Below are 25,429 nucleotides of genomic sequence, written 5' to 3'. Positions count from 1 at the left end.
ACGGTCAGCCGGGCCTCGACGAGGGCCGTCCGGCCTACACCGGGCAGGGGGCTCCGGCGTACGGGCAGGGCGGCCGGCCGGGAGAGCAGGGTCCGCCGCGGCCGATCTTCACGCCGCACAACCAGCCGCAGCCGTCCCCGGTCCCGTACGCCTGGGGCACGCCGCCGGGCGGACCCGGCGGCACCGGCCCGAACTGGGCGCCCGTGCCGTCCGTCCGGCCGAACGAGCGGTCCGGGTCCATGGGGGTGTTCGTCGCCGTCGCGGTGGCGGTCGCGCTCATCGCCGGCGCCCTGGGCGCGGGCATCGGCGTGATCGCCACGCGTAACAGCGGTCCGCGGTCCGTCGACCTGGGCGGCGGGTCGACCACCGGCGCCAAGAACCGCGATCCGGGATCCGTCGCCGGGATCGCCAAGCGCGTCGTGCCGAGCGTCGTGATGATCAAGGTGGCGAACGCCACCGAGGGCGGCGCGGGCACCGGCTTCATCGTCAACGGCGGCTACATCGTCACCAACAACCACGTGGTCGCCCCCGCCGCCCAGGGCGGCACGATGCAGGTCGTCTTCAACGACGGCAAGACCACCTCGGCGAGCATCATCGGCCGCGACCCCAACTCCGACATCGCCGTGATCAAGCCCGGCTCGCTCGACGGCCGTCCGGCGCTCCTCCTCGGCGACTCCGACGGGATCGCCGTCGGTGACCCGGTCATCGCGATCGGCTCGCCGCTCGGCCTGGCCGGCACGGTCACGACCGGCATCGTCAGCGCGCTGAACCGTCCGGTCACCACGAGCGGCGAGAGCGGCGAGTCCGCCTACATCAGCGCCGTGCAGACCGACGCGGCCATCAACCCCGGGAACTCCGGCGGCCCACTGGTCGACTCCCAGGGCCGGGTCATCGGGGTGAACTCCGCGATCGCCACCCTGGGCGGCCAGTCCCTCGGCGGCGACAAGCAGCAGAGCGGCAGCATCGGCCTCGGCTTCGCCATCCCGAGCAACCAGGTCAAGCGGGTCGCCGAGCAGTTGATCAAGGGCGGTAAGGTCACCCACCCGATCATCGGCGCCTGCATGGACATGTCCTACCAGGGCAGCGGCGCGCGGATCGCGACCAGCGGCTCGGCGACGCAGTGCAAGGGCGGCACGATCACGCCGGGCGGCCCGGCGGAGAAGGCCGGGCTGAAGGCCGGCGACGTCATCACGTCCTTCGCCGGCAAGCCGATCGGCGGCGCCGACGAGCTGATCGTCGCCATCCGCAGCAAGTCGCCCGGCGACACGGTGCCGGTCGTCTACACCCGTGCCGGGCAGAGCAGGACCGTCCAGCTGACCCTGGCGGCCGGAAACTAGGGGAGCCCGCTGGGGGAGACCGCGCATCCCGGCCCGGTTAAGCTGGGATGCGTGGCTCCTCGCAGGAGCCGCGGCCACCACATGGAGGACGGGTGTTCGGCATAGGGTTCGGTGAGGGCGCGGTCCTCGTGGTGCTGGCCGTCATCATCTTCGGTCCGGACCAGCTCCCCAAGGTCGCGGCCCAGGCGGGGCGTGCCCTGCGGCAGTTGCGCACGATGGCCAACAGCGCGAAGCAGGACCTCCAGGACGGGCTGGGGCCGGAGTTCGCCGACTTCGACATCGCCGATCTGAACCCTCGCCGGTTCGTGACCAAGCACCTGCTGGAGGACCTCGACGAGCTCGACGTCCAGGAGCCGGTGCGCGATGAGCCGCTCCTGCCGTACGGCGAGCGCCCGCCGTACGACCCGGAGGCCACCTGACCGTCAGCGGTTGATCCCGGGCGCGCGGAACACCCGGATCCAGTCGACCTCCATCGTCACCCGCTGCGGCGTGTCCGCCATCCGGTGGAACCCGTCCGCCGTCTCGTTGCGCAGGTTGAGGTGCATGTCCGCCTGTTTCGGAACGTACGGCCCCTCGTAGGTCCACACGGCCTTGCCGTCCACCCAGAACGTCAGCTTCTGCGGCAGCCAGTCCACGGCCACGGTGTGCCACCGCGTGAAGTCGACACGAGCGATCTTGGCGAGCTGCCGGTCGTCCGCGCCGTGGTGGATGAACAGCCCGCCGGTACGCCGGGTGCCGTCGATGATCTCGGCGAAGTCGATCTCCGCGAACTCCGGCGCTCCGAGCCGGGTCGGCCACAGGAAGGCGGTCGCGGAGTACCCGCTGCCGCGGTCGGCCCGGATGCGCGCCTCCCAGCGGCCGTACGTCTGGGCCAGACGCGAGACGACGCCCGCGGACTGGTCCTTACCGTCGTAGAGCCCGCCGACGAGCCGCAGGCGCCCGTTCGCCACGTGCACCCCGGCGGGCGATCCCGGGTGGGACAGGGCGTTGGGCGCGTCGTAGACCTGCCACTTGCGCGGGTCCAGGCGGTCGCCGCCGAAGTCGTCGTACAGGATGGGACGCCCCCACCGGCCGTACGCGCGGGTGGAAGGGGCGCCGGACGGCCGCGTGGTCCGCAGCTCGTCGGATGCGCTGGGCGCCGGAGTCGGAGCGGCCGTACCGTCGTCGGCCGCCGGGCCGGACGGCGCCATCGTGGGCGGTGCGGCGATCGGCCCGCGCCCGCCGGACGAGCATCCGGCGGCCGCGATCGCTAAGGCCAGGACGGCCGTGCGGGCGGAACGTAGTGCCATGGGCACACGAAATCACGCCCGCACGGCCGGTGCCGCGAAGACGCGGACTAAGAATCGGTCATGCGCGGTTCGGGCTCAGTCCAAGCTGCCGCCCGCGCAGGCTCTTCGCCCGGCCCGAGAGCTTGTCGGCGATGGCCCGCAGCTCCTTGGCCGCCGGGGCGTCAGGGTCGTCCAGCACGATCGGCAGACCGGCGTCGCCGCCCTCGCGCAGGCGCACGTCGATCGGGACCTGGCCGAGCAGCGGCACGGACGTGCCGAGGGTCCGGGTCAGCGCGTCCGCGACCGTCTGGCCGCCGCCGGAGCCGAACACGTCCACCGGCTCGCCGCAGTGCGGGCAGGGCAGGTAGGACATGTTCTCGATCACGCCCGCGACGGTCTGGTGCGTCTGCGCGGAGATCGCGCCCGCCCGCTCGGCGACCTCGGCGGCGGCCTGCTGCGGCGTCGTCACGACGAGGATCTCCGCCGAGGGCAGCAGCTGGGCCACCGAGATGGCGATGTCGCCGGTGCCGGGCGGCAGGTCCATCAGCAGGACGTCCAGGTCGCCCCAGTAGACGTCGGCGAGGAACTGCTGCAGCGCGCGGTGCAGCATCGGGCCGCGCCAGACGACCGGCGCGTTGCCCTCGGTGAACATCCCGATCGAGATCACCTTCACGCCGTGGGAGTTCGGCGGCATGATCATCTGCTCGACCTGGGTCGGCCGCCCGGTCACGCCCAGCATGCGGGGGACCGAGTGACCGTAGATGTCGGCGTCGACGACGCCCACCTTGCGGCCCTGCGCGGCCATGGCGGCCGCGAGGTTCACCGTCACGGAGGACTTGCCGACGCCGCCCTTGCCGCTCGCGACGGCGTACACGCGGGTCAGGGAGTTGGGCTTGGCGAAGGGGATCTCCTTCGGCGCCTGCCCGCCGCGTAGCTTCGTCTGAAGGTCGGCGCGTTGCTGTTCGCTCATCACGTCGAGGTCGACCCGTACGCCGGTGACGCCGGGGATCTTGGAGACGGCGGCGGTGACGTCGCGCGTGATCGTGTCACGGAGCGGGCAGCCGGCGACCGTGAGGTACACGCCGACCGTCACGGAGCCGTCGGCGGCCACGTCGACGCCCTTGATCATGTCGAGCTCGGTGATGGGACGGCGGATCTCCGGATCGTTCACCGTCGCGAGCGCCGCGGTCACCTGCTCGATCGTGGGGGAGGCCATGCACCCATGGTATTGACAGGTCAGTCCACGGGCGAACCCAGCTCGCCGGGACCGGACGATCGGTGATCGCGCCACTCGGGCGCGGGGCGGTGCCCGTCCAGTTCCTTGAGCAGGTGCGCCAGCTCGTCGCGGATCCAGTCGCGGGTGGCGACCTCGTTCATCGCCATGCGCAGGGCGGCGATCTCCCGGGTGAGGTACTCGGTGTCGGAGACGCTGCGCTCGTTGCGGGCGCGGTCCTGCTCGTACTGGACGCGGTCGCGGTCGTCCTGCCGGTTCTGGGCCAGCAGGATCAGCGGCGCGGCGTACGACGCCTGCAGCGACAGGATCAGGGTCAGGAAGATGAAGGGGTACGGGTCCCAGCGCAGGAACGTGGGGGCGAAGACGTTCCAGCCGAGCCAGATCGTGATGAACGCCGTCATGTAGACGAGGAACCGCGCCGTCCCGAGGAACCGCGCGATCCGCTCGGAGAACTGGCCGAACGCCTCCGGGTCGTAGTAGAGCTGCGGCCGGATCGTACGGCGGTACTCCCGCGGCTGGTCGAGGCGCCCGAACCGCCGCTCGTCACGGCTCCTGCCGAGGGCGGTGCTCATGGTCGGCTCCCGTCACCGGATACTTCCGCGCCGCGCAGGGCTTCTTCCTCTTCGTCGGCCTCCTCCGCCGGCGCGTCCATGACGCTCTCCCGCCAGTCGTCCGGCAGCAGGTGGTCGAGGACGTCGTCGACGGTGACCGTGCCCAGCAGGTGCCCGCCCTCGTCGACGATCGGCACGGACACGAGGTTGTACGTCGCAAGATAGCTCGCGACCGCCTCGAGCGAGCGTGACGGCCGCAGGGGGTCCAGCTCGGTGTCGCAGATCGCGCTGACCAGGGTCGGCGGGGGCTCGCGGAGCAGCCGCTGGAAGTGAACGGTGCCCAGGTAGCGGCCGGTCGGCGTCGCGGTCGGCGGGCGGCAGACGTACACCTGGGCGGCCAGCGCCGGGTTCAGGTCCGCGTTGCGGATCAGGGCGAGGGCCTCCGCGACGGTCGCGTCCGGGGACACGATCACCGGGTCGGTGGTCATCATGCCGCCCGCGCTGTTGTCGGCGTAGGTCAGCAGCCGGCGTACCGGCGCGGCCTCCTCCGGTTGCATCATCGCGAGCAGTTGCTCACGCTGCTCCGCGGGCAGCTCGCCGAGCAGGTCGGCGGCGTCGTCCGGGCCCATCTCCTCGAGCACGTCGGCGGCGCGGTCGACGCCCAGCTCGCCGAGGATCTCCACCTGGTCGTCCTCGGGCAGCTCCTCCAGGACGTCGGCGAGCCGCCGGTCGTCGAGCGCGGCGGCGACCTCGGCGCGCCGCTTCGCCGACAGCTCGTGCACGAGGTTCGCCAGGTCGGGGGCGCGCATCTGCTCGAACGCGGCGATGAGGTTCGCGGCCCCCTGCTTCTCATCGACCATCGTCAGGCCGCTGACCTTGTCCCAGTCGGTGACGAACGTCTCACCGCGCCGTCGGCGCAGGCCCAGCCGCGAGCCCCGGCCGGTCGGCTGATCGACGCGGCGAAGGGCCACCTTGATGACCAGCCAGTCCCGGGTCCGGGTCTGTTCCATGCCCAGGTCCAGGACGATCGCCTTCTCGCCGGTCTCCTCGAGCGCGACGGTCCGGTCGAGCAGCTCGCCGATCGCCAGGGTCTCGGACTCGCGTTTCTCGAACCGGCGCATGTTGATCCGGCCATCGAAGATCACCGCGCCGGCGTCGATGTTGGTCACCCGGGTGATCGGCAGGAAGACGAGACGGTGCGGCGGAACCTCGACCACGAGGCCGAGCACGCGCGGCGGCCGTGGCGGTGGGCGGAGCGCGACGACGACGTCGCGCGCCCGGCCGATCTGGTCCCCGGCGGGGTCGAACACCGCGATTCCCGCCAGGCGCGCGATGAACACGCGCGACGGCGTTCCGGTCATAGGTCGAAGGCTATCGATACGCGTCCTGTCTCCAGGTAAAGGGCGATCTATTCCCTGGGAGCCAGGAGATGACGCGGGCCCGTCGCGCCGGTGGGCCGGGGGCGCGGTGCGCCACGGCCGTCCGGATCGAGATAAATCGGACACGCCCCGAGCCAGGCCTCCGGAGCCGCGAACGAGGGCGTGGGCCGTGCGGTGTCAGCGGTCGGGGCGGCGGCGCCGGCCGCCGACCATGAACGGCGGCTTGCCGACGGAGGTCGCGGGGCTGGGCACCGGGCGTACGGCGGCGTAGTCGGCGGGCATCTGCCCGGGCGCCTCGGCGATCTCGCCGGTGGGCGTGAGCCGCATGACGTACGCCTCCTGCGCCCAGCGCTCGGTCTGCGCCTCGCCGTCGGGGGCGTTCAGGCGCTCCTTGGCCAGTAGCGGGACCACCGCCGTCCACTCCTCCGAGCCCGGCTTCACCTCGCTCACCGCCGCCACCCAGGAGACGATGCGGTTGCCCTTGTCCTTGCTGCGGACGGTGACGGTGACGCGCTCGGCCTCCGGCAGGCCCGGCAGCGGCTGCTCGATGCCGCCGGTCACGACGTACGCGGCCCCCTCGTGCCAGAGGTGCCAGGCGGCGCGCGGCTGGGCGAGGTCGGGCAGGGCGAGCCAGATCAGCCCCGACCGCCGGGTGGCCTCTTCGACGAGCGCGGTGGTGGGATCGCTCATATGCCGCAGCATCTCACGACGGCTACCATCCGCTGCATGCCCATGCGCGCCCGCCGGAGCACCCTCGCCGTACCCGCCAGCAACCCGCGGTTCATCGAGAAGGCGCGGGGACTGCCGGTCGATGAGTTCTTCCTCGACCTGGAGGACGCCGTCGCCCCGTCGGCCAAGGCGGACGCCCGGGCGAACGCCGTGGCCGCGCTGCGCGACGGCGGCTGGGGCGACCGGGTCCGCGTCGTGCGGATCAACGACGTGACGACCGGGTTCGCCTACCGGGACGTGATCGAGGTGGTGGAGGGCGCGGGGGCGGACCTGGACTGCCTGATGCTGCCGAAGGTCACCGCGCCCGGCGACGTGGTCTGGCTGGACGTGCTGCTGACCCAGATCGAGCGGGCCACCGGCCTGCCCGTGGGGCGGATCGGGATCGAGGCGCAGATCGAGGACGCGCGAGGGCTCACCCGCATCGACGAGATCGCCGCCGCGTCGCCGCGCCTGGAGGCGCTCATCTTCGGTCCGGGCGATCTGATGGCCTCGATCAACATGAAGACGCTCGTCGTGGGCGAGCAGCCGCCCGGCTACACCGAGGGCGACGCCTACCACCACATCCTGATGCGCATCCTCATCGCCGCCCGCGCCCGGGACCTGCAGGCCATCGACGGCCCGTACTTCAACGTCCGCGACGCCGAGGCGTTCACGCGGGCCGCGCGGCGCAGCGCCGCGCTCGGCTTCGACGGCAAGTGGGTGCTGCATCCCGCACAGGTCGACGCCTGCAACGAGGTGTTCTCCCCGGCTCAGGACGACTATGACCACGCCGAGTTGATCCTCGACGCGTACGACCACGCGACCCGGGTACAGGGCCGGGGCGCGGCGATGCTCGGCGACGAGATGATCGACGAGGCGTCCCGGAAGATGGCCCTGGTGATCGCCGCGAAGGGCCGCGCCGCCGGACTGCGGCGCACGAAGCAGTTCGCAGCACCCGAATAGTCTTTTTTGGGTCATCCGGAAACCTTGACGCAACCCCGCCGAGGGCAGCAGCGTGGAAGAGCATGAAAGCTCCTCCGATCTGTCCGCGGTGCCGCGGGCCGGTGACCCCGCCGAACGTCTGGTCGAGCGCCTGGACCTGCGCGGTGCACGGCGAGGTCTGCCCGCTGCGCCCGCCCCGGCGACCCTGCCCGGAGGGGCTCCAGGTCGTCCGCGCCGAGGCGCGGGTCCCGATCTGGGTCCCCTGGCCCCTGCCGCTCGGCTGGCTCGTCACCGGTTTCGCCGACGTCGGAGACGAGCGCAGCGGAGGCCGGGCCGTCGCGGTCGCGCTGTCCGGCCCGTCGCCGGTCGGCGGTCCCGCCGACCTCATCCTCGTCGCCGAGGAGCCCGGCATCGGCCTCGGCGCGTCGTACGCCGGGCTGCCCGGCCCGGACCCCGGACACGGCTTCGGGACCTCGGCGCCCGACGCCAAGGTGCACATCGACGGGCACCCGCTGCCGTTGTGGGCCGTACCCGGTGCCGACACGGCGGCGTTCGCCGGTGAGGCGCTCGGCAACTGGCTGTGGGCCGTGCTCTGGCCCGCCCCGGCCGGCGCGCTGATGCTGGAGGACCTCCGCCTGACCGACCTGCGCGAGGTCGATCTCGACCTGCCGTACGGGGCGGCGTCCCCCCGGCTGGGTGCATGATCGGACCGTGCGCATCGATCTGCACTCCCACAGCTCCGTATCGGACGGTACCGAGCCGCCCGCCGATGTCGTCCGCCGCGCCCACGCCGCAGGCGTCGACGTCCTCGCGCTGACCGACCACGACACCGTCGCCGGTCACCCCGAGGCCGTACGCGCCCTCCCGCCCGGCATGACCCTCGTCCGCGGCATGGAGCTTTCCTGCCGCCTCGGCGGCCGCAGCCTCCACCTGCTGGCGTACCTGTTCGACCCGGACGAGCCCGAGTTGGCCGCCGAACGCCGGCGCATCCGCGACGACCGCGCCCACCGGGCCCGCGGCATGGTCGAGCGCCTCGGCCGGCTCGGCACACCGGTCACGTGGGAGATGGTCCAGCGGATCACCGGGGACTCCGTCCCCGGGCGGCCGCACATCGCCCGCGCCCTGGTCGAGGCCGGAGTGGTGCCGAGCGTGGAGGACGCGTTCACGCGGGAGTGGATCGGCACGGGCGGCCGCGCGTACGTCGACCGGTACGCCCTGGACGCCGTCACGGCAGTGGGGCTCGTCCGCGAGGCCGGCGGCGTCCCCGTGCTGGCGCACCCCCGGGCGTCCCGGCGCGGTTACGTGTTCACCGACGACGAGATCGCGCGGCTGGCCCGCGTCGGCCTCGCCGGCGTCGAGGCCGACCACCCGGACCACACCGAGGCCGACCGCGCCCACCTGCGCGGACTCGCGGCGGACCTGCGCCTGTTCACGACCGGCGCGAGCGACGACCACGGCACTCTCACCGGCCACCGCCTCGGCGCCGAGACCACGACCCCAGAGGCCTACGAGGCGCTGTTGTCCGAGGCCACCGCCGCGAACCCGGACCCGACCCCAGAACCCTGACGGCCGACCGGACACGGGAGGGGCCCGCAGGGCGGGCGATCGGGGCCTTGGCCGCTGGCGGATGCTGCGCCTAGAACGCAGTGGATGCCGGGGATCAGCCTGTGGAGCGGGTCAGCATCAGGCCGGCGAGGGCCACGAAGACCACTCCGGACAAAGCGGTGAAGGCCCCTTGGCCTCGGTGGCCGATGCGACGGCCTGAGCGGGCCACCGCCAGGGCGATGACCGCCTCCAGGCCGGAGGCGACCACGAACCACGTCACGGTGAACACCGCCAGGCCGGCCGGGCCGGCGAGGTGCTCGGCGCGGAGCATCGCGGGCGTGCCGGTGGCCAGCCAGAACGTCCACGTCAGCGGGTTGGCGAGGTTTCCGACGACGCCTTTCCAGAACGCCCACCCCTCCGCGTTCGGGACCGACTCCGCGCGCCAGAGGCGTACGGCGTCCCGTACGGCGCCGACGGCCAGCCAGAGGAAGAACGCCGCGCCGATCAGCCCGACCCAGAACGCGGCCCGGGCGACGGCCGCGATGACCCAGGCGAACGCCAGCGCGGGCAGCAGGAGGGTGACGTCGGCGGTGGCGGAGCCGAGGATGACGCGGAACGCGGCGCCGAAGCCGCGGGTGGCGGCCTCGTTCAGGATGGTGACGAAGATGGGCCCCACGGACAGGGCCGCGCCGACGCCCAGCAGCACACCGAGCCAGATCACCTCGCCCATCGGCGACCCTCGGCTGAATCGTGCACGAATGACCCCTTCACGACAGATGTCCGATGTGGAGGGTAAGGCGGCCCTGTTTCACGCATGTTTCGTCGGTGTCGATCACATCCGCCGTGGTCCGGCGGCGGCCTCGGTGGCCGGATCGGTCCGCGTGCTGCGCGTCCGGCGCGGGAAGTCGGTAAGGTTCCGGTGTGGACGCGCGTATCGACAAAGTGGTGACGTCGGGCAAGGTCACGGTCGACGACACCGAGTACGACATCGAGAGCAACACGTACATCGTCGGGGACGACGACGCGGTGATCGTCATCGACCCCGCCAACGACGCCGAGGCGATCCTCAAGGAGATCGGCGAGCGCGAGGTGATGGCCGTCATCTGCACCGACGGTCGCGATCATCACCTCGGCGCCGTCCTCGAGATCGCCGAGGCCGACGAGGAGGACCCGGCGCCGATCGGGCTGCACTCCCGGGACCGCCTCCTGTGGCGTCAGTACTTCCGCGCCCTCGCCAAGAAGGACGAGGACTCGGAGTTCATGAAGGACCTCACCCCGGACATCGACATCGAGGATGGCGGCATCTTCGAGATCGGTGGCGCGCAGCTGGAGGTCATGCACACGCCCGGGCACACGCCCGGCAGCATCTGCCTCTACAGCGACCAGCTCGGCGTGCTGTTCTCCGGCGACACCCTGCACAAGGGGCGGCCGGGCCTGGTCGGGGAGGAGTACCACGACCTTCAGGACCAGCTGAACTCCATCGGATCGCTGCTCGGGCCGCTGCCCAAGGACACGCGGGTGCTGCCCGGCCAGGGCGAGGAGACCACCGTCGGCGACGAGGACGCTCAGTGGGAGAGCTGGTTCGCGCTCGCGCAGGAGCCGAGCTCCGAGGACTGACGCGATGGCGGCCGAGCAGCTCGGATTCGAGGGGATGCCGAGGCGGCTCTACCCCTGCACGCCCTCCCGGCTGAACACCTGGCTGGACTGTCCGCGCCGCTATCGGATGACCTACCTCGACCGGCCGAAGCCGGAGAAGGGTCCGCCGTGGGCGCACAACAGCGTCGGGGCCAGCGTCCACAACGCCCTGGCCGGCTGGTGGCGGCTGCCCATCGAGGAGCGCACCGCCGAGGCCGCCGGCCGGCTGCTCGACCGGGGCTGGCTGACCGACGGCTTCCGGGATGACGCGCAGTCCCTCGAGTGGCGCCACCGGGCCCGGGAGATGGTCCTGCGCTACACCGCCGGGCTCGACCCGGCGGACGAGCCGGTCGGCGTCGAGCGCACGGTCTCGATGAAGACCCACCTGATCACCGTGCAGGGGCGGGTCGACCGGTTGGACCGGCGCGGCGACGAGCTCGTGGTCGTCGACTACAAGACCGGCCGCCGGCCGCTCACCTCCGACGACGCCCGCGCGTCCCTGGCCCTCGCGCTGTACGCCGCCTCGGCCAACCGGATGATGCGGACCCGGTGCCGTCTCGTCGAACTCCACCACCTGCCGACCGGTGAGGTCGCGGTCTGGGAGCACACCGACGACTCCCTGGACCGGCACGTCCGCCGCGCGGAGCAGATCGCCGAGGAGTGCGGCGAGGCGGACGAGTGGTACCGCGCCCACGCCCGGCCGGTGGACGCCCAGGTCCTGCCGCCGGAACGCCGCCACGCGCCCTTCGACGAGCGGTTCCCGCCCAGCCCCGGTGCGCTCTGCGCCTGGTGCGACTACGTGCGCCACTGTCCGGAGGGCCGCGCCGCCGCCCCCGCCCGCGACCCCTGGTCCGCCCTCGCGGAGTGACCCACGGCGGGGCGCCACAAGAGTTACGCCGGACCTCCTGCGCGAGCGGATCGACGGCCGGGTCGGTCAGCGACCCCGGGACGGTGCTCAGGCGGCGGCCTCGGGCCAGCGGCGGGGGTCGCGCAGGCCCTGCAGGCCCTTGCCGAGGTCGTAGCCCTCGGCGGCGAGCCGCTGCCGGGCGCCCTCGAGCATGTCCTTGGTCGTCTGCTGGAACGTCAGGTCGTGGACCTTCTCCGGGAGGGCGTTCGCCGCCAGGCGGAAGGACCGGAGCGCCGCCGTGACGACCGGACCCGGTATCTCGGGCAGGATCCCGTACATCCGCCGGGCCCAGCCGGGCAGCGAGTAGTAGCACAGCGCGCCGAACGGGACGTACATCGGCTTGCCCGCCGACATCCACCGCATCTCCTCCGGCAGCCTCGGCCACAGCAGGAACCGTACGGTCGAGCGGGCCTCCGGCGTGACCTTCAGCCGCGGGCGCATCTCCGCGAAGAAGGCCGTCATCTCCGCCACGCTGCCCGGGACGTCCTCCTCGTGCAGGCCGACGTAGGTGGCGCTGCGGCGCTGCTCGGCGAGGTAGCGGTCGGCCTGCCGGTCGGTGAGCCGCAGCCCGGAGCGGCGCGCGGCCTCGAGGTAGGAGAAGACCTCCGCGCAGTGCACCCATAGAAGCAGTTCGGGATCGTCGACGCGGTGCACGCGCCCCGTGTCCGGGTCCTTGATCCGCAACGCGCGATGGATGTCCCTGACCTTGCGGCCGAGGCGATCGGCCTCTTCGGGCGTGCCCCACGTCACCACGCCGACGAAGTCGGCCGTGCGCTGCAGCCGGCCGATGGGGTCCTCCTGGAAGTTGGAGTTCTGCCAGACCCCGCGCATGGCGAGCGGGTGCAGGGCCTGCAACATGAGACTGCGCACCCCGCCGATCCACATCGACCGGTCGATGTGCACCTGCCAGGTCACACTCTGCGGGGGCTGGACGGTCGCTTCCATGGCGCCATCGTAAGTCCTTAGTTACATGAGACGCTAGTCGTATCTTGTCTCAGGGCCGTCCGGTCTCGGCGTCGGCCGGCCGCGATGAATCCCGGTCAGGCGCGTTCGGCGTCGTTCCAGAAGGAGGTCAGCGCGCTCGCCGTGGTCTCGGGAGCCTCCACGGCGGGGGAGTGGGCCGCGCCGGGGATGACGACCTTGCGGGCGCCCAGGCGCTCGGCCATGGCGGCCTGCTCGCGGGGCTCCCACCCGTCGTCGTTCTCGCCGTACAGCACGAGCACGGGCAGGCCGGCGTCCTCGGTGACCTTGGCGAGGTCGTCGACCCGGTCCGGAGAGGACAGGACCTCCCGGGCCATGGCCATCAGGCCGGTGGGGGAGTTCGAGAACATCCGCCGGCGCAGGAACGCCACGATCTCCGGAGGCACCCCCTTGGTGATCACCCCGGGCTCGATCCGGGTCGTCCACAGGTGCTCCAGGCCGACCTTGGGCAGTGCCGCGAGCAGGACCTGGCCCTCGACCTCGCGCGACCCGCCGATCGCGGCCGGACCCGAGCTCATCAGCGTGTACGACGCCAGCAGTTCGGGATCGCACAGCACCGTCTCGCGTGTCACGAGCCCGCCGAAGGAGTGCCCGACCAGGTGCACCTGGTCGTCGAAGTACTCCAGGACGGCGGCGATGTCCGCGCCGAGCGCGGCGCAGCTGTAGGCCGCCGGGTCGTCCGGACCGGGAGTCTCGTGCTGGCCGCGCATGTCGAGCGCGACGACGCGGCGCCCGCCGCCCGCGAGCGTCTGCAGCACCGCGATGAAGTCCTCTTTGCTCCCGGTGAAGCCGGGCACCAGCAGCGCCGGGCCGCGCTCGCAGACGCCGGAGCCCGGAAGCGCCTCGAGCACGGCGAACGTGCCGCGCGAGGTGTTGATCTCCGTGCGGCGGACGCCGGGAGGCAGACTGAGGAACCGGGGCGTACTCACTGGCAGGAGCTTACTTGCACATGCCAATATCGACACCATCGTAGCGATTTGGCTGGTCATTCGCTGGGGAACCCGAAGGTACCCTCGAGACATGACGGCTGCCGTCTCCGCCCACAAGGGTGGATCCGAGGTCGCCCGGGCCGCCACCTGGGAGGCGTACGAGAGCGCTCTGACGACGGGCGCGGAGTACGTCGAGTTCGACATCCGCCGCACGCGCGACGGAGAGTTCGTCGTCTTCCACGATCAACGTATCGCGAACCGTCCCGTGGCGGCGTTGACCTACGACGAGCTGTGCGCCGTCGCGGGTTTCCGCGTGCCACGCGTCCGCGACGTCATGACCCTGATCGCGGGCCGCATGAAGGGCCATCTCGACCTCAAGGAGATCGGCGACGAGAGCGAGATCATCACCCTCGCCCTCGACACGCTCGGCCCGGACGGCTTCGTCGCGACCACGCTGGAGGACTCCTCGATCGCTCGGATCAAACGGGAGTTCCCACAGGTGACCGCGGCTCTGTCCCTCGGGCGCAGCCTCCGCGAGGTCTCGTGGCTGATGAAGGCGCCGACCCGGATCCAGGAGCTGTACCCGCTGCGCCGCATGCGCGAGTGCGGCGCCGACTGGCTCGCCGTCCACCGCAGGCTGGCGCGCGCCACCGTGCTGCACATGTGCGGCCGGCTCGGCATTCCGGCCATGGTCTGGACGGTCAACGACGAGCCGAGGATGCGGCGGTTCCTCGGCGACGAGCGGGTGACCGTCCTGATCACCGACCGGCCGCACCACGCCCTGCGGTTGCGCCAGGCGGGCCTGTCCACCGCCGGATAAGGCACTGGATTCCGTTTCCCCGGCTGCGGACCGCCATCTCCGTTAGTCTGCGTGATCATTCTGTCATGCGGTGATATGGGGGGTCCGAAAGGATGGCGGCCGACGACCGGATCCGCCCGCTGCGCGCCACGGACCCGGCGGAGCTGGGCCCGTACCGCCTGCTCGGGGTGGTCGGCCAAGGGGGGATGGGCACGGTCTATCTCGCCGAGTCCGCCTCCGGCGAACGCGTGGCCGTCAAAGTCATCAACGTCGACTTCGCGCAGGACACCACCTTCCGCGATCGGTTCCGCCGCGAGGTGGCGGCCGCCCGCCGGGTCCGCCGGTTCTGCACCGCTCCGGTGCTCGACGCCCGAGTCGACGAGGAGCCGCTGTACATCGTCACCGAGTATGTGGCCGGGCCGAACCTGAAGGAGTTCGTACGGGCGTCCGGCCCGATGCGGGGTTCGAGTCTCGACCACCTCGCGGTGGGGGTGGCGACGGCCCTGGGCGCGATCCACGGGGCGGGCATCGTGCACCGCGACCTGAAACCCGAGAACGTTCTGCTGTCCCCGATGGGTCCCCGGGTGATCGACTTCGGCATCGCGCGGGCCCTCGACAGCGTGACCGAGGCGACCCGACCCGGCCAGATCGTCGGTACTCCCGCCTACATGGCCCCGGAGGTCATCCAAGGGCGGCGCGCCACCACGGCGTCCGACGTCTTCGCCTGGGGCGCCGTCGTGGCCTTCGCCGGTACGGGCGGCACGCCGTTCCCCGGCGAGGAGCTGCCGGCCGTGCTGTACCGGATCATGCACGAGGCGCCGTCGCTCAACGGTCTGGACGAGGCCGTACGGCCGCTGGTGGAGCGAGCGCTCGACAAGGACCCGGCGCGACGGCCGTCCGCTCAGGAGCTGCTGACCGGCCTGACAGGGCACGCGCGGGCCGCGCCGTCGGACGACGACTGGACGAGGTCGTCGAGCGACGCGGCACGGATACCGGACGACGCAGGAGCCGAGGGCAGGCGGACGGGGCTTACCGGGCACTCACCGGTCGCCCTGGACACCGGTTCGGCAGCGGCCGGCGCGCTCGGACCGGAGCCGGACGCCGGACACGCGTCGTCCGGCGCCGCGTCGGACCCCGGTGCCACCCTCGTCGCGACGATGGATCCCGGAAGCCCGGAGCAGGCGACGCGTGGAGAGGCCGGGGTACGGCACGGCGCCAGGACCCGGCGTATCGCCTGGACCGTCGCGGCCGCCACCGCTGCGGTCGCCGCCGGGATCGGGGCGACCATCGCACTGATGCCGTCCAGCGGCCGGACGGCGCGGACCGCCCCCGTCTACTCCTACGGCTTCTCGCCTGACACGCCGACCTGGGATCGCGACAAGTACACCTCGTACGTCGATGGCCGGTATCGCATGACGGCCGAGGGCCGGGCCGCCGCCAACGATTCGAAGCCCGCGCAGTACCCCGCGCGGTACCTCCCCGCAGCCATGGAGGTGAGCGTCGACGTGGCCGTGGTCTCCGGCGCGGGCGACGGCACGATGGGCCTGTGGTGCCGCGGAGCGGACGACCGGATTCTCGACGGCTACGTGTTCCTGGTCAGGCATGACGGACAGGGCGCGTACATCCGCAAGATCACTGCGGGCGGCTCCCGGACACTCGCGCAGGTACCGAACGCGCCGGGCTATGAGCCGGCCGGTGCCGCGGGGAGCCGCAAGAATCACTTCACGGTCGACTGTGAACCCGCGGGGGCGAAGGTTCGTCTCCGGCTGTGGGTGAACGGCAGGCTCACCATCGCGGCGACGGACGGCGAGGACCCTTTGGCGGACGGGCAGACCGGCCTCGTGGTGATGCGCGGCAGCGGGGCGCACGGCGGCCGGACGGTCGTCGACTTCGACGACTACTCCATATCGCGGATCAAGAGCGGAAGCTGAGCGCCCCGACGGCCTGACGCGTCCTCGCCAGGGCATGAATAAGGGGCGTGATCGTGATCACGCCCCTCCTTCGGCCGTCGGTCAGACGGATTCGCGCGCCCCACCGGTCCGCGTGCGGCGCTTCTTCCTGGCCGCCGGGCGTACCGGCTCGACGTACTCCGGCATCTCGTCGGTCACGTCGATGGGCGGCGGCAGGAACTGCACCATCGGGATGCCCGCCGGGCTGATCATCACGGGAGCCGTGGCCGGCTCGGGCCGTGCCACGGGATCCGTGACGGGCTCGGGTCGTGCCGCGGGCACCGCGTCGTCCGCGACGAACGGGGTCGGAACCTCGTCCGCCTCGGCGGTCTCGACCACGTCGGCGCTGGTGTCGGTCACCGGCACCGTGTCCTGTGCCTCCACGGCTCGCCGCCGGGTGCGGCGTACGGTCGTGGCGGTCTCCGCTGCCTCCGCGGGAGCCTCCTGTGCCTCCACGGCTCGCCGCCGGGTGCGGCGTACGGGCGTGGCGGCCTCCGGTGCCTCCGCGGGGGCCTCCTGCGCCTCCACGGTCGCCGCCGAAGCCGTCACCGCGGCCGGGACCGGCTCGGCCGGATGCGCCGCGGCCTCCACCGGCCGACGCGTGTGCCGCCGGGCCGTCTCCTCCGCCGCGGCCGCCGCGTCGCCGTCGTGCTCCAGCGCGCGGCCGCCGCGCGTGCGCTGCCGCGAGCGGCTGTTGCGCTGCCGTGCCGGGCGGGGCGGCTCCTCGTGCTGCCGCCCGTGCGACCGGTTACGGCCGGTCTCGCCGATGTCCTCGACCTCTTCGGCCTCCAGGCCGGCGCGGTCCCGCTGCGCCTTCGGCAGGATGCCGGTGATGTCGGACGGGATGTCCAGCACCTCGTAGAGGTGCTCGGAGGTGGAGTAGGTCTCGGCCGGCTCGGCGAAGTCCAGGCCGAGCGCGGTGTTGATCAGTTTCCAGCGCTGCAGGTCCGACCAGTCGACGAGCGTGACCGCGATGCCCTCCTTGCCCGCCCGGCCGGTACGGCCGATGCGGTGCACGTAGGTCTCGGCGGCGTCCGGGCACTCGTAGTTGACGACGTGGGTGACGTCGTCGACGTCGAGGCCGCGCGCCGCCACGTCCGTGGCGACGAGCACGTCGATCTTGCCGGCGCGGAAGGCGCGCAGGGCCCGCTCGCGCTGGCCCTGGCCGAGGTCGCCGTGCACGGCGGCGGCGGCGAAGCCACGCCGGGTGAGGTCCTCGGCGACCCGGTCACAGGCGCGCTTGGTCTGGCAGAACACCATGGTCAGGCCGCGGCCGCGCGCCTGCAGAATCCGGGCGAGCAGCTCGGGCTTGTCCATCTGGTGCGCCTGGAACACGTGCTGCACGACCTGCGGAGTGGTCTCCGACTCCTCGTGCGACTCGGCCCGTACGTTGGTCGGCCGGGTGAGGTACTTGCGCGACAGCGCGACGATCTCGCCGGGCATGGTGGCCGAGAACAGCATCGTCTGGCGCCGCTCGGGCACCTTGGCGACGAGACGCTCGATGTCGGGCAGGAACCCGAGGTCGAGCATGCGGTCGGCCTCGTCCAGGACGAGCACCGACACCTGAGAAAGGTCGAGGTACTTCTGCTTGACCAGGTCGAGCAGCCGGCCGGGCGTGCCGACGACCACCTCGACGCCGTTCTTGAGGGCGTCGATCTGCGGTTCGTACGCGCGGCCGCCGTACACCGACAGGACGCGGCTGCCGAGCTTGCCGCCGGCGGTGGTCAGGTCGTCGGTGACCTGGACGGCCAGCTCACGCGTCGGCACGATGACCAGGGCCTGCGGCTTCTTCCCGCCGTGCTCGATGCGCTGCAGCAGCGGGATGCCGAAGGCCAGGGTCTTGCCGGTGCCCGTGCGCGCCTGGCCGATGATGTCGTGCCCGCCGAGACCGATGGGTATGGCGAGCAGCTGGATCGGGAACGGTTCGACGATGCCCTCGGTTTCGAGGGCGTCTGCTATTTCGGGGACAACTCCGAGTTCATGGAACGTCGTCAGGGCCTTCAGCCTCCAGTGTGCGGGGTCCGCTCAACGCCGCGTGCGCACCGTGTCCGGTGGCGCGGCGAGCCGTCTCGCGGATGCGCCTCGTGCGCCGTCTCCGACAGGGCTCTGAGGCGCCTGCCGGTCGTCGCGTTCGGTCGCGCCTTCGCGCGGGAGGGACCAGCCGACAAATTCTTCCTAGGGTGTGACCGGGTATGGGGTCGCGCTCTGCCGCGATCGGTCACAGTTCGACACGCAGTGTAGCTGGCGGGGGCGGATTTCAAAAGCCCCCGCTGTCCTTGTCAACGCCTCAGCGTACGATTTCATTTCATGTCCCCGGCCGCACCCCCCTCTCCCGCCCGGCCGCGTGCCCTTTACGGCCTGCTGGCATGCGTGCGGCTGACCGCGTTCGAGGAGCGGGCGGCGGACGCGGGCCGGACGGCGTCCTACGAGGACAAGGTCGTGCTCGCCGGCCTGGCGACCGGGGCGTTTGCTCAGTTCGAGCGGCTGCGCGACCGGCTGATCGAGGCCGGTGTGGACCCGTACGAGGCGATGCGGCCGTACCAGGACGCGATCACCGCTTTCCATGGGCGCACCCGGCCCGCCGACGCGATGGAGGCGCTGGTCAAGGTGTACGTCGCCGACTCCATCCTGGCCGATCTCTACCGCGAGGCGGTGGAGAGGACCGATCCCGAAACGCGTTCGGTGGTGCACGAGTCGCTGGCCGATTCCGGTCACACGGAGATCCTGACCGAGCGGCTGCGCGCGGCGGCGGAGACCGACGCCCGGCTGGCGTCCCGGCTGGGGCTGTGGGCCCGGCGCCTGGTCGGCGAGGCGCTCAGCCAGGCCCAACCGATCGCGGAGCGGGGCCCCGAGGTGGGAGCGCTGTTCGGGGACGAGGACGTCGCGACGATGTTCGGCCGGATCGTCGACCGGCACCAGGCCCGGATGCGGGCCGTCGACCTGCGCGACTGATCTTCGTCCCGGATGGTGCGTGGCGTTGCTTCCCGTGACCATGCGTATCCAGTAACTTCCCCCTCTTGGTAGAGGAGGACGAATTTGGGCGATTGGGCGCTTCCCGGCTACTCGGAAGTGCGAGAGCTGGGCAGGGGCGGCTTCGGGCGGGTGGTGCTCGCCCGGCACGACGCGTCCGGCGCGCAGGTCGCGGTCAAGTACCTGACCGCGAATCTCCTCGCCGACCAGCGGTTTCTGGGCGGCTTCCGTGCGGAGGCGCGGATACTCCGGCAGCTCGACAGCCCGCACATCGCGCGCCTGTACGACTTCGTCGAGACCGAGCACGGCGCGGCGATCGTGATGGAGGCGGTCGACGGGATCTCGCTGCGCGCGCTCCTGGACGAGGACGCCCCGCTCGAGCCGGAGGCGGCTCTGGCGGTGCTCAAGGGGTCGCTCCTCGGCCTGGGCACCGCGCATGAGCGCGGCGTCGTGCACCGCGACTACAAGCCCCCGAACGTCCTGGTGCGCGCCGACGGCCAGAGCACGCTCATCGACTTCGGCATCGCGCTGCGCTCCGGGCAGAGCGGCCTGGCCCTGGGCACGCCGCCCTACATGGCGCCGGAGCAGTGGCAGGGCGCGCCCGCCACCCCGGCCACCGACGTGTACGCGGCGACCTGCGTCTTCTTCGAGTGTGTCACCGGCCACACCCCGTTCCAGGGCGAGACCGAGCAGGCGTACCGGGCCCAGCACACCAACGCGCAGGTCCCTCTGCGCGAGCTCCCGGAGGCGCTCCGGGGCCTGGTCGTCCGGGGCATGGCCAAGCATCCCGCGGAACGGCCGGTGGCCGCAGGGGCGTTCGTGGCCGAGCTGGAGCGCGTGGCCGCGGCCGAGTACGGGCCGGACTGGGAGTCCAACGGGTGGCGACGGCTGGCCGAGGCGGCCGCCGGGCTGGCGGCCCTGTTCCCCCTCGCCGCGCTCCTCGCGAGCGGCTCGGGCGCCCCGGGCGGCGTCGGCGCGGGCGGTGCGGGTACCGCGGCCGGCGGCGGAGCCTCTGGTGCCGGGAGCGGCGGGGCGCAGGCGGCGGGCGGCGCCGGGCACGCCGGAACCGTCGCGCAGGGTGCGGGCAAGTCCCTGCTGTCGGGCATCGGGGCGAAGGCGTCCGTCGCCATCGCGGGTGTCATCGTCGTCGGAGCGGCCGGGACCGCCGCCGTCGTCGCCTCCCGGGGAGGGGACCACCACCCCTCGGCCGGACCGACGCGGCCGACGGCCGCCGTACAGCCGCTCCGCGTGAACGTGGCGTCCACCAGCACGACGCTCGGCAAGGGGCGCACCATGATCACGCGGTACGTCCAGGTGAGCGGTTTGAAGGACGCCGCCGTGCAGGCGAAGGTCAACAAGGCGCTGCGGGCCCCGGTCGACCGGACCCTCGCCCAGTTGAAGCCCGCCTTCGTCATGTCCGCAGGTCAGGCGATGAGCCTGCCGACCGGCACACTGGAGTCGGCCGCGACGGTGGGGCTGGGCGGTCCGAAACTGCTCTCGGTCACCTACACGTTCGCCGACAGCAGCGACTCGAACCGGCAGATCCCCGCCAGTTCCCAGGACACCGTCGTACTGGACCTGGCGACGGGCAAGGCGCTGGGCGTCGCGGACCTGCTGCTTCCGGCCGCGCGCACCGCGGCCGGCGCGCGCGCTCTCGCGCGGATCATGGATCCGCAGGGGAACGGCGGCGTCTGCGCTCCCGGCCAGCCGCTGACCGGACACGACCTCGGCCGAGGGCTCGAGATCGCCCCCACCGTCACCGGCATCACGTTCACGATCCGCGGCTGGATCGACCTGGGCTGCCCGCACGCCGATCTCGGCCGCGCGTTCGATGTTCCGTACGAGAAGTTGGGCACGTACGTCCGCCCGGAGATCGCGGCGACGGCCAAGGCGTCCCAACCCGGAACGGCGACGAAGACGGTCGCCCCCACGCCCACGCACTCCTGACGCGCGTCGCGGCCACCGCCCCCCGGGCCGGGTCTCGTACGGGGCGGGGTCCTACGCCCACGGACTCCCGACGCGCGGCCGAATTCCTTCCGTGGCCGAGCGGGAGGGGGGAGCGCGTCCACGGGCCGCGGACATGGCGAGGCCCCCGCCGGTGGGCGGGGGCCTCGCTGGGGGTCAGGTCAGATTCGTGTGGATGGGCCGGGGCCGGCTCGATCAGTACACGCCGCGGCGCGAGCCCCACCGGCCGCGACCGCTGATCAGCGCGACGCCGGCGGCGGCCACCAGGACCGAGATGATGAAGGCGATGATGCTGCCCGCCCCGAGTGCGTTGGCGATGACGCCGCCGATCACCGCGCCGACGACCCCGATCAGGATCGTCAGGGCGATGCCCATCGGGTTCGGGCCGGGCACGACAAGACGCGCGAGAGCCCCGATGATGGCGCCGATAATGATGAACCAGATTATTGTCATCAGCATTTCTCAGACCACCTCCTGCCGGACCGAGTCCGGCGCTTCGGATTCGCGCGGTCTGTATGCCCCTCTCCGAGGGACTCATTCCAATCTCTTGAAAAAGTCGGAACGAATCTTCGGAGCGGTCAGTAGGAGCCGAAGCCGACGCTCCTCTGCTCCGACTCGGCGATCTCCACGTAGGCGAGCTTGGCCGCCGGCACGACGAGGCGGGCGCCGTCCCGGCCACGGAGCGTGAACACTCCGTCCTCCTCGGCCACCGCGTCCTGCACCGCGCGCTCCACCTCGTCGGCGGACAGCGAGGTCTCGACGACCAGTTCCTTGGGCACCGACTGGACACCGATCCGTACCTGCACGTTCTTCCCTCCGTAGCGGGGCGATCCCAGGACCGCCCCTGGCGTACCGCCGGGCCGGTCTCATCCGACTTACCGGCACTATGGCACGGACCGGTGCGAAAGAGGGGCGGCGGGAGTGCCCGGTGCGTCAGGTGGTGCGGGGGAAGCCGCCGATGCCGCGCCACTGCAGCCGCGCGATGAGGTGCTCGGCCTGATCCTTGGAGATCTTGCCGCGCTGCGACAGCCAGTAGCGCGCGCTGACCTCGGCCATGCCGACCAGCCCCATGCCGAGGAGGTGCGCCTCGTCGCTGGAGACGCCGGTGTCCTCCTGGATCACCTGCGCGATCATCTCGGCGCACAGCTGGTTGGTGCGGTCCACCCGGGCGCGTACGGCGGCGACGTTGCGCAGGTCGGACTCGAACACCAGGCGGTACGCCTCGCCCTCCCCGGCCACGAAGTCGTAGAACGCCTCGATGGTCCGCTGCACGCGCAGCTTGTTGTCCGGGGTCGAGGCCAGCGCGTCGCGCAGGTGCTGGACGAGCCCCTCGGCGTGCTCGTCCAGCAGCGCGAGGTACAGCTCGAGCTTGCCCGGGAAGTGCTGGTACAGCACGGGCTTGCTGACGCCTGCGCGCTCGGCGATCTCGTCCATCGCGGCGGCGTGGTAGCCCTGCGCGACGAACACCTCCTGGGCGGCGCCCAGCAGTTGGCGGCGGCGGGCCAGCCGCGGGAGCCTCGTGCCCCGGGGGCGGGCGTCCGGGGTTGCGGTCACGTGAGTTCTCCGATCACCTGTCCGGGCGACGCCGTGGCGCCGCTCGCGCTGCGGGCTACCATCCTACGACCGGGTAACGTCCGACCGGCCGAACCCGACGGCGCCGCCCCGAAAGCGGCGCCCCCGTGCGTGAAAGCGGCGCCGTGGGCCCTCGGGGTGACGCCACCACCCGGTGCTCGTGGTCACCGGTAGTCGTCCTCGTCGAGGTCGATCTCGTACCTCTGCTCCGCGGCGTCGGCCTCGTTCACCTCGACCGGGAACGTGGTCTGCCACGGACTCTCGGCGTCGCGCACCGCCACGTGCTGCTCGGCGGCGTCGGCCTCGGGAGCCTCGAGGCTCAGTTCGATCTCGTCATCGGGCATGGCGTGTCTCCCCCAAGAGAACTTCAGAGCTGCTCGGCCAGTTCGCGCAGGACCGGTTCGAAGGCCTCACCGTACGTCGGGAAGGCGTGGACCACGTCGGTGAGGATGCTCAGCGGCGTCTCGGCCCGGATGGCCAACGTGATCTCACTCATCCATTCCTCAGCGTAGAGTCCCACCGCGGCGGCGCCCACGAGAACGCCCCGGGCCCGGTCGGCGTACAACTCCACCCGGCCGCGGTCGTCGTCCTCCACGGCGGCGCGGGCGGTCTCCGCGAGGTCGTACCCCGCCGCGACCAGTTCCAGCCCGCTCGCGGCCAGCGGCGAGACGCCCACCGCGTACACCGAGGGCGTCGTGTAGACGGCGCGGGGGATCGCCCGGTAGTCCGCCTCCCGGCGCTTGCCCAGGACGTTGGAGACCACCACCGCGGCCTGGTAGTTCGCGGCGTGGGTGTAGGGCGCGACCCCGGTCACGTCGCCCGCGGCCCAGACGTTCGTGCCGTCGGTGCCCTCCGCGGTCGGGGCGGCGTGGCAGGTGGAGTCGACGGCGATGCCGCGCTCCGGGTCGAAGCGGACGCCGATCGTCTCCAGGCCCAGGTCCGCGACGCGCGGCCGCCGGCCGGCCGCGATGAGGATGCGGTCCGCGTCGATGTGGTTGCCGTCGGACAGCCGCAGCCGCAGCCCGGTCTCGGTGCGCTCGGCGCTCGTGGCCGCCACGCCGAGCCGCAGGTCGGCCCCCATCCTGCGGAGCGCGTCGGCGAGCGTCTCGCCCAGGAACGGCGCCTCGGACGGGAGCAGGCGTTCGGCCGGTTCGACCAGGGTGACCTGGGAGCCGAACGCCGCGTAGATCTGACTCAGCTCGCAGCCGACCGCGCCGCCGCCCAGCACGATCAGCCGACGCGGCAGGTCGGGCCGCGTCAGGGCCTCGTCACTCGTCCAGGTGGGCACCTCGTCGATGCCCTCGACCGGGGGCCGTACCGGCTCGCTGCCGGTCGCCACCACGAGGTCGGTGTAGCCGTATTCGGTCCCCTCGACCTCGACGACCCCGGGCCGTACGACCCGGCCGCGACCGCGCACGACGGTCACCCCGGCCTCGGCCATCTGAGCCGCGGTGGGCGCGTCCTCGAGGTGACGGGTCACCTCGTCGCGCCGCGCGACCGCGTGCTCCCACGTCTCCCCGAGCCGGGCCGAGTGCAGCAGCGTCTTCGATGGCATGCACGCGAAATACGGGCACTCCCCGCCGACCAGGCGGCCCTCCACCAGCGCGACCGAACGGCCCGCCCGCGCCAGTTCGGCGGCGATGTTCTTGCCGGAGCCTCCGCCCAGCACAACGACGTCATAGCGCCTGTCCTGCGCGTCGTCCGTCACCTGATCATCCTTCCCCATTTCACGCGCCATGCGCGTGTCACCTCCACCGGCGGCCACGGCGACGATTCGGCGCCATGACCACCGCCCACGATTGTGGACCCTCCGATCAATGGTGACGCACCGAGCAGCGTCCCGTAGGCACCGCGGGCCTTCACGGCAGCTTCTGACGCAAGGTCAGCAGCGGTTCCAAGAGGTCGCCGTGCCGCTCGACGCGCTCGCGCACCTCGTCGGGTCCGAACCACAGCTCCGCGCCGGAGTTCACCTCGTCCCACGTCACCGGCGTGGAGACGGAGGGTTCTTCGGCGGCTCGCAAAGAGTACGGCGCGACCGTGGTCTTGTGCCGGTTGTTCTGACTCCAGTCGACGAAGACCTTTCCGGACCGCAGCTTCTTCTCCATCCGGCTGACCACCAGGCGCGGGTGCTCCTTCTCGAGCCTGCGCGCCGCCTCCTTCGCGTACGCCGAGGTGCGCTGGTCGGAGGTCTCCTTGATCGGGACGTACAGGTGCAGGCCCTTCTTGCCGCTCGTCTTCGGGAACGACCGCAGCCCGTCGGACTCGAGCAGATCGCGCAGCAGGCAGGCGACCTCGCGCGCCTCCTCGACCGTGGCGGGCGGGCCGGGGTCGAGGTCGAACACCAGCAGGTCCGGCTCGCGCGCGCCGCCCCGGGGGCCGACCCGCCACTGCGGCACGTGCAGCTCGAGCGCGGCCAGGTTCGCGCACCAGACCAGGGCGGGCAGATCGTCGACGACCACGAAGTTCACCGCGTCCCGGCTCCCGCCGGGCGTCGGCAGGCAGACCGTGCGCACCCAGTCCGGAGTGTGCGACGGCGCGTTCTTCTCGAAGAACGTCTGGCCCTCCACACCGTCGGGGTAGCGCAGGCGCGTCGCCGGACGGTCCTTCAGGTGGGGGAGCAGGACCGGCGCGATCCGCGCGTAGTAGTCGATGACCTCTCCCTTGGTGAAGCCGTGCCGGGGGTACATGACCTTGTCGAGGTTGGACAGCGTCAGCCGGACGCCGTCGACCTGGACGCTCGTCTTGGTATCGCTCACCG

26 protein-coding genes are annotated in these 25,429 nt (G+C 72.1%); 11 read left to right on the top strand and 15 right to left on the bottom strand.

Going from position 1 to position 25,429, the window contains the following annotated elements; translation table 11 throughout:
* On the top strand, window positions 1–1,337 hold a 1,337-nt coding region (locus tag AB0L00_RS06715), incomplete at its 5' end, for a trypsin-like peptidase domain-containing protein (protein ID WP_364429376.1).
* A gap of 92 nt (window positions 1,338–1,429) precedes the next feature.
* Window positions 1,430–1,756 (top strand): sec-independent translocase, encoded by a 327-nt coding sequence (locus AB0L00_RS06710; protein WP_345354075.1) that lies wholly within the window; start codon window positions 1,430–1,432, stop codon window positions 1,754–1,756.
* Between the two features lie 3 nt (window positions 1,757–1,759).
* Here the strand turns inward: AB0L00_RS06710 and AB0L00_RS06705 are convergent, their stop codons facing one another.
* From AB0L00_RS06705 to AB0L00_RS06685, 5 genes are all read right to left on the bottom strand, one after another.
* On the bottom strand, window positions 1,760–2,626 hold the full coding sequence (locus tag AB0L00_RS06705) for a glycoside hydrolase family 16 protein (RefSeq protein ID WP_364429374.1): 867 nt from the start codon (window positions 2,624–2,626) through the stop codon (window positions 1,760–1,762).
* Between the two features lie 58 nt (window positions 2,627–2,684).
* On the bottom strand, window positions 2,685–3,821 hold the full coding sequence (locus AB0L00_RS06700) for an Mrp/NBP35 family ATP-binding protein (protein ID WP_364403676.1): 1,137 nt from the start codon (window positions 3,819–3,821) through the stop codon (window positions 2,685–2,687).
* Between the two features lie 20 nt (window positions 3,822–3,841).
* A complete protein-coding gene (locus AB0L00_RS06695) occupies window positions 3,842–4,411 on the bottom strand; it encodes a DUF1003 domain-containing protein (protein ID WP_345354069.1) in 570 nt (189 codons plus the stop codon).
* Window positions 4,408–5,751, bottom strand: a complete 1,344-nt coding sequence (locus AB0L00_RS06690; RefSeq protein WP_364429371.1) for a CBS domain-containing protein — start codon at window positions 5,749–5,751, stop codon at window positions 4,408–4,410. Before AB0L00_RS06690 ends, AB0L00_RS06695 begins: the two co-directional genes overlap by 4 nt.
* Before the next feature lie 195 nt (window positions 5,752–5,946).
* A complete protein-coding gene (locus AB0L00_RS06685; protein ID WP_364429368.1) occupies window positions 5,947–6,459 on the bottom strand; it encodes a hypothetical protein in 513 nt (170 codons plus the stop codon).
* Between the two features lie 42 nt (window positions 6,460–6,501).
* Between AB0L00_RS06685 and AB0L00_RS06680 the strand changes: the two genes are divergently transcribed.
* The 3 genes from AB0L00_RS06680 (at window position 6,502) to AB0L00_RS06670 (ending at window position 8,985) form a co-directional block, all read left to right on the top strand.
* Window positions 6,502–7,440 carry a CoA ester lyase gene (locus tag AB0L00_RS06680; protein WP_364431561.1) on the top strand — a complete coding sequence of 313 codons (939 nt, stop codon included), beginning with the start codon at window positions 6,502–6,504 and terminating at the stop codon, window positions 7,438–7,440.
* Between the two features lie 62 nt (window positions 7,441–7,502).
* Window positions 7,503–8,123, top strand: a complete 621-nt coding sequence (locus tag AB0L00_RS06675; RefSeq protein ID WP_364429366.1) for a DUF6758 family protein — start codon at window positions 7,503–7,505, stop codon at window positions 8,121–8,123.
* A gap of 7 nt (window positions 8,124–8,130) precedes the next feature.
* Window positions 8,131–8,985 carry a PHP domain-containing protein gene (locus tag AB0L00_RS06670; protein WP_364429363.1) on the top strand — a complete coding sequence of 285 codons (855 nt, stop codon included), beginning with the start codon at window positions 8,131–8,133 and terminating at the stop codon, window positions 8,983–8,985.
* 94 nt (window positions 8,986–9,079) lie between these two features.
* Here the strand turns inward: AB0L00_RS06670 and AB0L00_RS06665 are convergent, their stop codons facing one another.
* Entirely contained in the window at window positions 9,080–9,694 is a 615-nt protein-coding gene (locus tag AB0L00_RS06665) for a LysE family transporter (protein WP_364429360.1), read from the bottom strand.
* A gap of 191 nt (window positions 9,695–9,885) precedes the next feature.
* On the opposite strand from AB0L00_RS06665, the gene AB0L00_RS06660 reads away from it, so the two are divergent.
* Together AB0L00_RS06660 and AB0L00_RS06655 are read left to right on the top strand one after the other, a co-directional pair.
* A complete protein-coding gene (locus AB0L00_RS06660) occupies window positions 9,886–10,581 on the top strand; it encodes an MBL fold metallo-hydrolase (protein ID WP_345354057.1) in 696 nt (231 codons plus the stop codon).
* Between the two features lie 4 nt (window positions 10,582–10,585).
* A complete protein-coding gene (locus AB0L00_RS06655; protein WP_364429357.1) occupies window positions 10,586–11,467 on the top strand; it encodes a PD-(D/E)XK nuclease family protein in 882 nt (293 codons plus the stop codon).
* Window positions 11,468–11,554: 87 nt separating this feature from the next.
* Here the strand turns inward: AB0L00_RS06655 and AB0L00_RS06650 are convergent, their stop codons facing one another.
* Together AB0L00_RS06650 and AB0L00_RS06645 are read right to left on the bottom strand one after the other, a co-directional pair.
* Window positions 11,555–12,451, bottom strand: coding sequence for an oxygenase MpaB family protein (locus tag AB0L00_RS06650; RefSeq protein ID WP_364429355.1), 897 nt, complete (start codon window positions 12,449–12,451; stop codon window positions 11,555–11,557).
* Window positions 12,452–12,546: 95 nt separating this feature from the next.
* The gene (locus AB0L00_RS06645) at window positions 12,547–13,416 is read right to left on the bottom strand and encodes an alpha/beta hydrolase (protein ID WP_345354051.1); all 870 of its coding nucleotides are present in this window, start codon (window positions 13,414–13,416) and stop codon (window positions 12,547–12,549) included.
* A 91-nt stretch (window positions 13,417–13,507) separates the two neighbouring features.
* Here AB0L00_RS06645 and AB0L00_RS06640 point away from each other — a divergent pair, with 91 nt between their 5' ends.
* Both AB0L00_RS06640 and AB0L00_RS06635 read left to right on the top strand, forming a co-directional pair.
* Window positions 13,508–14,236, top strand: a complete 729-nt coding sequence (locus AB0L00_RS06640; protein ID WP_364429353.1) for a glycerophosphodiester phosphodiesterase — start codon at window positions 13,508–13,510, stop codon at window positions 14,234–14,236.
* Between the two features lie 92 nt (window positions 14,237–14,328).
* Window positions 14,329–16,146 (top strand): serine/threonine-protein kinase, encoded by a 1,818-nt coding sequence (locus AB0L00_RS06635; RefSeq protein WP_364429350.1) that lies wholly within the window; start codon window positions 14,329–14,331, stop codon window positions 16,144–16,146.
* An 81-nt stretch (window positions 16,147–16,227) separates the two neighbouring features.
* Here AB0L00_RS06635 and AB0L00_RS06630 read toward each other — a convergent pair whose 3' ends face one another.
* Window positions 16,228–18,159: a DEAD/DEAH box helicase gene (locus AB0L00_RS06630; protein ID WP_364431559.1), complete on the bottom strand. Its 1,932-nt coding sequence runs from the start codon at window positions 18,157–18,159 to the stop codon at window positions 16,228–16,230.
* 312 nt (window positions 18,160–18,471) lie between these two features.
* On the opposite strand from AB0L00_RS06630, the gene AB0L00_RS06625 reads away from it, so the two are divergent.
* Window positions 18,472–19,116: a ferritin-like fold-containing protein gene (locus AB0L00_RS06625; protein WP_364429347.1), complete on the top strand. Its 645-nt coding sequence runs from the start codon at window positions 18,472–18,474 to the stop codon at window positions 19,114–19,116.
* An 84-nt stretch (window positions 19,117–19,200) separates the two neighbouring features.
* Window positions 19,201–21,081, top strand: a complete 1,881-nt coding sequence (locus AB0L00_RS06620) for a serine/threonine-protein kinase (RefSeq protein ID WP_364429344.1) — start codon at window positions 19,201–19,203, stop codon at window positions 21,079–21,081.
* 213 nt (window positions 21,082–21,294) lie between these two features.
* Here the strand turns inward: AB0L00_RS06620 and AB0L00_RS06615 are convergent, their stop codons facing one another.
* The 6 genes from AB0L00_RS06615 to ligD form a co-directional block, all read right to left on the bottom strand.
* Window positions 21,295–21,558, bottom strand: coding sequence for a hypothetical protein (locus AB0L00_RS06615; RefSeq protein ID WP_345354040.1), 264 nt, complete (start codon window positions 21,556–21,558; stop codon window positions 21,295–21,297).
* A 119-nt stretch (window positions 21,559–21,677) separates the two neighbouring features.
* Complete coding sequence (locus AB0L00_RS06610; protein WP_364429340.1) at window positions 21,678–21,905, bottom strand: DUF3107 domain-containing protein; 228 nt, start codon at window positions 21,903–21,905, stop codon at window positions 21,678–21,680.
* Between the two features lie 127 nt (window positions 21,906–22,032).
* Entirely contained in the window at window positions 22,033–22,653 is a 621-nt protein-coding gene (locus AB0L00_RS06605) for a TetR/AcrR family transcriptional regulator (RefSeq protein ID WP_364429338.1), read from the bottom strand.
* A gap of 182 nt (window positions 22,654–22,835) precedes the next feature.
* Window positions 22,836–23,015: a hypothetical protein gene (locus tag AB0L00_RS06600; RefSeq protein ID WP_364429335.1), complete on the bottom strand. Its 180-nt coding sequence runs from the start codon at window positions 23,013–23,015 to the stop codon at window positions 22,836–22,838.
* Window positions 23,016–23,038: 23 nt separating this feature from the next.
* Window positions 23,039–24,379, bottom strand: a complete 1,341-nt coding sequence (locus tag AB0L00_RS06595) for an NAD(P)/FAD-dependent oxidoreductase (protein ID WP_364429332.1) — start codon at window positions 24,377–24,379, stop codon at window positions 23,039–23,041.
* Between the two features lie 151 nt (window positions 24,380–24,530).
* Window positions 24,531–25,427: a non-homologous end-joining DNA ligase gene (gene ligD / locus AB0L00_RS06590; protein ID WP_364429329.1), complete on the bottom strand. Its 897-nt coding sequence runs from the start codon at window positions 25,425–25,427 to the stop codon at window positions 24,531–24,533.
* Window positions 25,428–25,429: the final 2 nt, after the last annotated feature.

It is taken from the genome of Actinoallomurus sp. NPDC052308, assembly GCF_040679195.1.
GTDB lineage: Bacteria > Actinomycetota > Actinomycetes > Streptosporangiales > Streptosporangiaceae > Actinoallomurus > Actinoallomurus liliacearum.
This window is presented reverse-complemented; position numbering and strand designations above follow the sequence as displayed.